Below are 8,669 nucleotides of genomic sequence, written 5' to 3'. Positions count from 1 at the left end.
CATCAAAAAAGAAAAGAAGAAAGCAGAAGATCCATCTTATGATCAAAAGCTTCCACTTTTCAAAGGAACTAAAGACGGTAAAGACGTTTACGTAATGCCGGTTCGCGGTAAAGGTCTTTGGGATGCAATCTGGGGCTTTGTAGCCGTAGATGAGTCCATGACCATTCAAGGAGTATTCTTTGATCACAAAGGAGAGACTCCTGGTCTTGGAGCCGAGATCAAGCAACGTTATTTCATGGACGACTTCCAAGGGGAGAGCTTCTTGGACAACGGACAATTCAGCGGAATTGCTGTAGCCAAAGGAAATAACGATCCAAAGAACGAAGACAAATCAGACAATGAGGTAGATGCTCTAGCAGGAGCTACCATTACCGGAGACGGTTTGGCAAGCATGCTGCGCAAGGATGTGCAGAAGTATGTACCTTTCTTTAAATCACTACAAAACTAAGCGCACTATGGGACTTTTATCTAGAAAAGATGCCAACCTGATCTTAGATCCATTAGCGGACAACAACCCAATCACGATTCAAGTATTGGGAATTTGTTCTGCCTTGGCGATCACCGCTAAGCTTGTACCTTCTGTGGTAATGGCTGTATCGGTAATCTTCGTATTGGGTGTGGGTAACGTAATTATCTCTTTGATGCGAAACATCATTCCATCAAAGATTCGAATCATTGTGCAGCTTATCGTAGTAGCAACCTTGGTAATTATTGTAGACCAGGTACTCAAGGCCTTCTCGTATGAATTGAGTAAGGAGCTGTCTGTATTTATTGGACTGATTATCACCAACTGTATCATCATGGGACGTTTTGAAGCCTTTGCTTTGGGTAACGGACCTTGGAAGTCTTTCTTAGACGGAATTGGTAACGCCCTTGGTTACGGTTTGATCTTGGTGATCGTAGGATTCTTCAGAGAACTTTTTGGTTCTGGAACTTTGTTCGGGATCGAGATCTTTGGAAACCCTGTAGAAAAGAGTGGGCTATACGCTTACGGATATGAGAACAACGGATTCATGGTACTGCCTCCAATGGCACTTATCGTGGTGGGAATCATTATCTGGGTGCAGCGTAGCCGTAACAAAGATCTAATCGAAGAAAACTAGGCCTTAAAGAACAGAAATTATGGAACACATTGAATTATTTTTTAAGTCCATCTTTGTAGAGAACATGGTGTTCGCCTACTTCTTGGGTATGTGCTCGTATTTGGCGGTATCTAAGAAAGTATCTACTGCTGTGGGCCTTGGAGCTGCGGTTATCTTTGTATTGACCGTTACCGTGCCGATCAACTGGCTGCTAGACACCTATATCTTACAAGAAGGTGCTTTGAGCTGGTTGGGAGAAGAGTACGCTACTTATGACTTGAGCTTTTTGAGTTTTATTCTCTTTATTGCTACTATCGCTACCATGGTACAATTGGTAGAGATCGTTGTTGAGAAATTCTCTCCATCATTATACAACTCCTTAGGGATCTTTTTGCCGCTTATTGCGGTAAACTGTGCGATCCTTGGAGGATCACTATTCATGCAGTCACGTGAGATCGCTTCTTTCGGGCTTGCATTGAACTACGGATTTAGCTCTGGAATCGGTTGGTTCCTTGCCATTGTAGCTATCGCTGCAATTCGTGAGAAGATCCGTTACTCAAATGTACCAGCGCCACTTCGTGGTTTGGGAATCACCTTTATCATTACCGGGCTTATGGCTATCGGTTTTATGAGCTTCGGAGGAATGCTTCCAGAAGGTGATGATGCGCCTGCTGCTGAGCAGACCGATACCGCTGCTGGAGATGAGTTAGAAAAAGAAAAATCAGAACAAACGGCCGAAGCAACTGCTGCTTTGGAAGTAATGAACCCTTAATATGTTTATACTAGAAGTAAGTTTAGGAGTAATAGGGGCCACGATTGTTGCCTTCTTGGTGCTGATCTTGTTATTGGTTGCCCTATTGTTGTTCACCAAAGAAAAACTATCGCCATCGGGTCCTGTGACCATTACGATCAATGGCGAAAAAGAAATTGAAGTTCCTTCAGGAAGCACGCTTTTGAGCACCTTAGGTAACTCGAAGATCTTTTTGCCATCTGCCTGTGGAGGTGGTGGAACCTGTATTCAATGTGAGTGCCACGTTTTAGAAGGTGGAGGAGAAGCATTGCCAACAGAAACCCCACACTTTACGCGTAAGGAGCTTAAATCAGGAGCGCGTTTGGCTTGTCAGGTGAAGGTAAAACAAGACATGAATATCACCATCCCAGAAGAGGTGTTTGGTATCAAAAAGTGGGAAGCCACTGTTGTGCGTAACTACAACGTAGCCTCCTTCATTAAAGAATTTGTAGTAGAGATCCCTGAGGATATGAACTACAAGGCCGGTGGATACATCCAGATCGAGATCCCTCCATGTGAGATCAAGTATAGCGATATGGACATCACGGCTCACCCAGAGGAACACGAGACTCCAGATAAATTCCAGATGGAATGGGACAAGTTTGGACTGTGGCCATTGGTGATGAAAAATACAGAAACAGTGGAGCGCGCTTACTCTATGGCCTCTTACCCTGCAGAAGGGCGTGAGATCATGCTTAACGTGCGTATTGCGACTCCGCCATGGGATCGTGCTAAGAACCAATGGATGACAGTAAATCCAGGTGTTGCATCTTCTTATATCTTCGCTCAGAAGCCAGGAGATAAAGTAACAATTTCAGGACCTTACGGTGAATTCTTCATCAACCACAGTGAAGCAGAAATGCTATACGTTGGTGGTGGAGCAGGTATGGCGCCAATGCGTTCGCACTTGTATCACTTGTTCAAGACCTTAAAGACAGGTCGTAAGGTGACTTATTGGTATGGTGGACGTTCTAAGCGTGAGTTGTTCTACTTAGAGCACTTTAACGAGCTAGAGCGTGAGTTCCCTAACTTTAAGTTCTATTTGGCCTTATCAGAACCATTAGAGGAAGATAACTGGAAAGTAAAAGAGAGCCTTGATGCTCCTGGAGACGGTTTTGTTGGATTTGTTCACCAATGTGTGATCGACAACTATTTGAACCACCACGAAGCTCCAGAGGATATTGAATTGTATTTCTGTGGACCACCACTTATGAACAAAGCGGTCCAGAAGATGGGAGAAGATTTTGGAATCCCAGATGAGAATATCCGCTTTGATGACTTTGGAGGATAATCCCAACACTCATAAAGAAACAACCCTCGGTTTTTACCGAGGGTTTTTTTATACGTTCATTTCAAAATCCAAGCCGGGATTTTCTCCGGTGTAATAGGTGCTGCGTAAGTTTTTAACGGTTTGCATCATAGGATTAAGCGGTTGCAAAATACGAAGGGCTGTAAGCCCAGACTCTTCCAGTTTTAATTCGATGTCCTTATAAAGCATGATCTGCGTTGCGATGGTCAGCTGATGGTATTTTCTGTGGGTGTCTTTAGGAATTTCTATAGTCACAGGTTCAAAAGTTGCTGCCGACCCCATGGCATTGATCTTCTCATGTTGGGCCATAATGTTGGGTGTGTCTAGGGTGTATAAAGTTCCCAGATCTTCAAAGAACTTTGGCACATTTTCTGGCTCTAATGAAGTTTTGTACTCTTGATGCTTTTCTTGATTTAAGGCATAGAGTTTTAAAATGATCTGTTCGGGGATCATTATAGTCTGTGCAGGTAGTTGTGGTATTAGATTGTAACAAATAGCTACCTGGTGCTCCTTGTTAAGGCCTGCCTGCATGGTTTCGCTCAATAGAATATCCACGGATGCGGGATCATCTATTTGATACGTCGTTGCGTCTGTAATGATGAGATCGCGGATATAATCTTCGGCTTCAAAATGGGTCAGTACATTTTTAAGGTGATTAGCACTCTCTGGATTGATCTCCATAAGGTCAAGCTGTAACTCATCAGAAGAAAACCTTGTGATCAAGGGTAAGACCAAAGTGGCAAATGGTCCCGTACCTGCATAGAGTAGACGGACGCTCTTTTTGGTTTCTAGAAGGTCTGAGACTGCTTGGTGTACTGCCTGGCAATACGCACGTGTTCTCATAATGTCCTCCACACAGCGAATGGCCCACTCGGTGCCCACGGCGCGCCCGGCAGCAGTGTAGATGTCATTGCGGTGCGTGTCGTCATCAAAAGTGATCTCAGTGATCTGCATCAACAAGTCCTTATAATGTTGGCAGGCGTTGTATAGGTCTTGGTAATGGAGTTCTGGATTGTATAAACTATCTGCGATCTGTCGCAATGCGTCTTTGGAATTCTTCATAAGGCGAAGTTAAGATTTCCCGCAAGATTCAAAACACGTATTTATACCCTTACCTAAGATTTGGTGGCAAACTAGTTTTACAAAAAAAGCATTTAACAGCTCTAAAGCATAACTAATCAACTAAATCAATATTATGGATCCATTTATCGGACAAATTATCATGTTTGCAGGGAACTTCGCTCCCAGAGGCTGGGCGCTATGTGAAGGACAACTTTTACCGATCTCTTCGCATACAGCACTTTTTTCAATATTAGGCACCACCTATGGAGGTGACGGTAGAACTACATTTAAACTGCCTGATCTTAGAGGGCGCGCTCCCATTGGTAATGGGCAAGGACCTGGGCTGTCACCCAGACAATTAGGTCAGCTTTCAGGTTCAGAAAGCACTGTTCTTCAAGTTGCTAACCTGCCTGCCCACAACCACGCAGCAAGTCTAAAAGTAAGCTCTGCAGACGCTACTCAATCCGCAGCGACAGCAGACTCTAGTATTGCAACTCCTGGAAGCTTATCGGGAAGAACGTTTACAGCAACACAAGGGTTTAATGCCGCAGCTCCAGATGTTACCTTAAATACAGGTTCTGTAGAAACCAACCTTACAGGTAATGGGGCGCCAGCTAATAATATGCAACCTTATCAGGTTGTGAACTACATCATTGCCTTGCAAGGAGTATATCCTTCGAGAAGTTAAAAGTGGTGTTCGTTCAGATTCGAGGAAAGAGCTGCTCTAATAGAGTAGCTCTTTTTCTTTAATAACCATTTTATTTTCATAACTTTATAAACGTAACTAATCATCATTATGGAACCAAACAACTCCAGACGAAATTTCTTGCGCACTACTGCGGCTGCCTCTGTAGGCCTATCTCTTATAGGAACAGCAACCTTAGCCAACACTGATACATCTATCGATTTTCCGGGTTATTCCTCAATTTCTGACAGTAAAACAGACTTCAGAGCAGGATTAAAACTCGGCAAATACTTAAATATTAAAGGACAAATTCTCGACGGAACAACGCTTCTACCTGTAGCAAATGCCAAGGTTGAAGTGTGGTTTAAAGACGCGAATTCCAACTGGAAACTCAAACGCGGTTATTTTCATACTGATGCCAACGGCGACTACAGCTTTAAAAGCGACTGGCCAGGACGCAAAGAAGGAGAATTACCTCGTTTTTATTTCCGAATCTCCAAAAACGGGCGTGAAAACTACGGTTTGCTTTGTGTAAATCAGAATTTTGCGCACGTCCACTCATCCCATTGGACCAATCACAACGTGTTAGGAGATAAAACCCTCCCCACAACGAGCCACGGGCTCACCAAAAACACCATTAACTTTAATTTTTCACTTTAATTTAAACCACATTTTTTATGGAGCCATTTCTTGGACAAATCCAATGCGTTGGATTTACTTTTGCGCCTGTAGGTTGGGCAAAATGTGAGGGACAATTACTAGCAATAGCGAGTAATTCGGCCTTATTTGCACTACTCGGAACTATTTATGGAGGGGATGGGAGAACTACTTTCGCCTTGCCAGACCTCAGAGGTCGCGTTGCAATACATTCTGGTTCTGGACCGGGACTGCCTTCTTACAGTATTGGTCAAAGATCAGGTACTGCTACAACTACCTTAAGTCTGGCAAATTTGCCATCACATACTCATACAGGTGTGCTTAATGCTAGCGGGGCAAACGCAGACACAAGTGCTCCATTTACAGGAGCTTCATTGGCAACTCCTGGGCAACAATCCGGACGTTCCTTTGTGCCTTCATTAGGATTTAACTCTGCGACTCCAGACCAAGCCTTGAATGGCTTGTCTATTGGAGCCGCCGGAGGAAGTACTGCGTTCAATAATATGCAGCCGTATTTGACTGTAACTTGGATAATTGCTTTAACAGGTATTTTTCCTTCTAGATCTTAAATCAACTATTAAGATTTTACTCGATCCGGAGCTCCCAAGAAGGGGTTCCTTGGGTCGTATAGTAATATTTAAAGTGTTTGTTTTCTCCTCCCAACAGAGAGCGAATGCAATATGAATTGCTAATTAGAGATTTTGCCTTGGGCAAAATACGTTCTTTGTAAACTTGAATTTCGGCATAAACCGCGGCGTCAGGAGTCTGTGAAAGATCTGATGGAATTTCGATTGTATCAGAAGTAAACTCAAAGGGCTGATCATTGGTCACATCCTGAGCAATGCTGAACAGTTTCTTTTTAAGAGCTGTTTTATAGCAAGGTCCTAAACTTTGTAAATCCTTATAAAGGTCAAAGTAAGGTTCTTTGCCATAGAAAGTAAGCTCCCCGTAAACATCAATAGCCTGTGGAATAAACAGGCCATTTTCTTTTAATTGGGGAATTAGGTTTTGCATTATCCTTACCTGAGGTTCTCTTGTGAGGCCTTTGTCCATGGTTTCTGAAACCATGATGTCAAAGTGCTGCTTTGGTGCCTTGTAGGTGATTGCATCCGCAGTGATATATTTCACAATATACCCTTGGAGGTCCAAGGCATGGACCAAACTCTTTACTGCTTTTATTGAACTTTCGGTAATGTCTAAAAGACTTATGCGAATCTCTTTGCTCGTAAAACGATGCAGTAGTGGTAGCACTAAAGGTGCTGCTGGTCCGCATCCAGCGTAAAGCACATTCACACTATTGTTTTGAGTCAATTGGTCCTTAATGGCCTGATAGGTTCCCACAATAAAGCGTGTGGTCCGCAAGGGATCGCGCAAACAGTCTAAGGCGTATTGCGAGGCTAGGGCCACCCCTCCTTCTAAAAAGGTCTCTTCTTTATTGGAGAAATCTTGAGCAAGGGCGTGGGTTTCCAGAAGTGTTTGGTAGTGATCTGCCAATGCTAAAGCAGCAGTGATCTCTTCTGCTTCGGTTTGCGCATTTAGCATCTTTTCAAAAAGATCCGCAAAATCATTTGTCGAATTCATAGTGCTAAGATGTAAAATTAAAACGAACCGGACACGGGCATATCTACCTAATTAAAATTATTGAGGTAAGCACAGGTCCAAACCAATTAACAATGAAACTACTTTACACTTTTTTACGTGCGAGCTTTCTGTTGCTTTTGACAGTAACCACAGCTCATGCGCAATTCACGGAAGACTTTGAAGGTCTGGCTGATGGTACAGATAGCTTTGCGCTAGATGGAAAGACCTTCAGTTCCAGTAATACGAACTTTGATGTGACCACCTTTGCCAATGCTGGTGCGGGAGGATCTGATAAGTTTATGGATAATCTCGGGATCGCTACTACAGGCGCCTCGTATTCCATTACTACAGGAGGTGATGCTTTTACGCTACAGTCCATCGATATGTATGTATCTGATAGCGCTACCGGAAATAACCCTACCGCAGGACAGAGTGTGCTTTAGGAAGGAAAGCTTGCCGGAGTAACCGTGTGGACCTACACGAAAACCACTGGATTCCCGACAGACTTTTCGGTGAATGAAGGTTTCTTTGAGCTTGATTTTGCAACTGAGCCAAGCGCAGATTACAGCATTTTAAATATTGACGAACTGGTGATCACCTTACAAGGCACACTGCAATATATGGCCTTAGATGATTTCATTATAGACAGTGAAATTTTAGAGACAGATCCACCATTTGTACAGACCATTACTGTTGTGGGATCTCCAACCAGCACAGCTACCAGCGTAGACTTTTTGGTTAACTTCAATGAAGAGGCTATTAATGTTACCCTAGACGATTTTGTTTTAGATGCCGTAGGAACCACCGCAAACCTTACTGCCATTAGCGGAAGCGTAAGTACCTATACCATTACCGTAGATAATATTGCTGGTGAAGGAACTGTTAGTGTGGACCTTTCTGCATCAAATGATATTGAAGATACTGCTGGAAACACTCCAGCGCCCGCCTTTACAGCAGGAGAGGACCATGTGGTTACGCGTTGTTTTCAAGAGACCTTTGAAAGCTTTATTGCTGGTGATCAAGTCTTTGCGAGTAACGGTGTAGGTTTTGAGACCACAGGCTCTGTGTTTAATGTTGGGTTCTTTAGTGGTGGAGGTTCAAACGGCTCCGATCAATTCTTAGATAATGACAGTGATCTGGGCACGGATAAAACCTATTCCATTGCTACCTCTGGTGGCGAAGAGTTCAATATTGAGGCGATTGACTTTTATGCTTCTTCGGATGGAGGTACCAACCCAACCGATGACGGTACCTTAACGCTTACTGGAATCTTAGGAGGATCTACAGTCTATACCATTACCAAAACGACCGGTTTTCCAACGGATTTTTCTGGAAACGGAGGTTGGTTTACCATTGATTTCGCTACGGATGGTGCTGCCGATTACAGCCTGACCAATGTGGATGAGATCCGAATTGCGATCTCGGGATCCTTTAATTATATAGGAACAGACAATTTTGAGCATTGTGAAGGGGTGACCAGCGCAGATCCTCCGATAGTACTTT

General features: G+C 43.5%; 10 protein-coding genes and 1 pseudogene. 9 read left to right on the top strand and 2 right to left on the bottom strand.

From position 1 onward, the window contains the following. The 4 genes from HRT75_RS13290 to nqrF form a co-directional block, all read left to right on the top strand. The coding region (locus HRT75_RS13290) for an FMN-binding protein (protein WP_291187660.1) at positions 1 to 448 on the top strand (448 nt) is incomplete at its 5' end. 7 nt (positions 449 to 455) lie between these two features. Then, positions 456 to 1,103, top strand: coding sequence for an NADH:ubiquinone reductase (Na(+)-transporting) subunit D (locus HRT75_RS13285; protein ID WP_087523225.1), 648 nt, complete (start codon positions 456 to 458; stop codon positions 1,101 to 1,103). Positions 1,104 to 1,122: 19 nt separating this feature from the next. Then, positions 1,123 to 1,854, top strand: coding sequence for an NADH:ubiquinone reductase (Na(+)-transporting) subunit E (gene nqrE, locus HRT75_RS13280; RefSeq protein ID WP_291187657.1), 732 nt, complete (start codon positions 1,123 to 1,125; stop codon positions 1,852 to 1,854). A 1-nt stretch (position 1,855) separates the two neighbouring features. Further along, positions 1,856 to 3,163 (top strand): NADH:ubiquinone reductase (Na(+)-transporting) subunit F, encoded by a 1,308-nt coding sequence (gene nqrF / locus HRT75_RS13275; protein WP_291187655.1) that lies wholly within the window; start codon positions 1,856 to 1,858, stop codon positions 3,161 to 3,163. A gap of 48 nt (positions 3,164 to 3,211) precedes the next feature. On the opposite strand, the gene HRT75_RS13270 is transcribed toward nqrF, so the two are convergent. Beyond that, entirely contained in the window at positions 3,212 to 4,243 is a 1,032-nt protein-coding gene (locus HRT75_RS13270) for a hypothetical protein (RefSeq protein WP_291187653.1), read from the bottom strand. Between the two features lie 133 nt (positions 4,244 to 4,376). On the opposite strand from HRT75_RS13270, the gene HRT75_RS13265 reads away from it, so the two are divergent. From HRT75_RS13265 to HRT75_RS13255, 3 genes are all read left to right on the top strand, one after another. Further along, a complete protein-coding gene (locus HRT75_RS13265; protein WP_291187651.1) occupies positions 4,377 to 4,931 on the top strand; it encodes a tail fiber protein in 555 nt (184 codons plus the stop codon). Between the two features lie 108 nt (positions 4,932 to 5,039). Then, on the top strand, positions 5,040 to 5,588 hold the full coding sequence (locus tag HRT75_RS13260; RefSeq protein WP_291187649.1) for a hypothetical protein: 549 nt from the start codon (positions 5,040 to 5,042) through the stop codon (positions 5,586 to 5,588). Between the two features lie 17 nt (positions 5,589 to 5,605). Then, a complete protein-coding gene (locus tag HRT75_RS13255) occupies positions 5,606 to 6,154 on the top strand; it encodes a tail fiber protein (protein WP_291187647.1) in 549 nt (182 codons plus the stop codon). A 16-nt stretch (positions 6,155 to 6,170) separates the two neighbouring features. On the opposite strand, the gene HRT75_RS13250 is transcribed toward HRT75_RS13255, so the two are convergent. After that, positions 6,171 to 7,166 (bottom strand): methyltransferase domain-containing protein, encoded by a 996-nt coding sequence (locus HRT75_RS13250; protein ID WP_291187645.1) that lies wholly within the window; start codon positions 7,164 to 7,166, stop codon positions 6,171 to 6,173. A gap of 92 nt (positions 7,167 to 7,258) precedes the next feature. On the opposite strand from HRT75_RS13250, the gene HRT75_RS13245 reads away from it, so the two are divergent. Further along, on the top strand, positions 7,259 to 7,609 hold the full coding sequence (locus HRT75_RS13245) for a hypothetical protein (protein ID WP_291187643.1): 351 nt from the start codon (positions 7,259 to 7,261) through the stop codon (positions 7,607 to 7,609). 24 nt (positions 7,610 to 7,633) lie between these two features. Beyond that, positions 7,634 to 8,669: pseudogene (locus tag HRT75_RS13240) on the top strand (hypothetical protein); the annotation flags it as partial.

This window comes from Gilvibacter sp. (assembly GCF_013214815.1).
GTDB lineage: Bacteria > Bacteroidota > Bacteroidia > Flavobacteriales > Flavobacteriaceae > Gilvibacter.
This window is presented reverse-complemented; position numbering and strand designations above follow the sequence as displayed.

Excerpts from the sequence above, each read along its gene's own strand:
- nqrF (WP_291187655.1), top strand. The coding sequence starts at position 1,856 with ATGTTTATACTAGAAGTAAGTTTAGGAGTAATAGGGGCCACGATTGTT.
- HRT75_RS13255 (WP_291187647.1), top strand. The coding sequence starts at position 5,606 with ATGGAGCCATTTCTTGGACAAATCCAATGCGTTGGATTTACTTTTGCG.
- HRT75_RS13250 (WP_291187645.1), bottom strand. The coding sequence starts at position 7,166 with ATGAATTCGACAAATGATTTTGCGGATCTTTTTGAAAAGATGCTAAAT.
- nqrE (WP_291187657.1), top strand. The coding sequence starts at position 1,123 with ATGGAACACATTGAATTATTTTTTAAGTCCATCTTTGTAGAGAACATG.
- HRT75_RS13270 (WP_291187653.1), bottom strand. The coding sequence starts at position 4,243 with ATGAAGAATTCCAAAGACGCATTGCGACAGATCGCAGATAGTTTATAC.
- HRT75_RS13265 (WP_291187651.1), top strand. The coding sequence starts at position 4,377 with ATGGATCCATTTATCGGACAAATTATCATGTTTGCAGGGAACTTCGCT.
- HRT75_RS13260 (WP_291187649.1), top strand. The coding sequence starts at position 5,040 with ATGGAACCAAACAACTCCAGACGAAATTTCTTGCGCACTACTGCGGCT.
- HRT75_RS13245 (WP_291187643.1), top strand. The coding sequence starts at position 7,259 with ATGAAACTACTTTACACTTTTTTACGTGCGAGCTTTCTGTTGCTTTTG.
- HRT75_RS13285 (WP_087523225.1), top strand. The coding sequence starts at position 456 with ATGGGACTTTTATCTAGAAAAGATGCCAACCTGATCTTAGATCCATTA.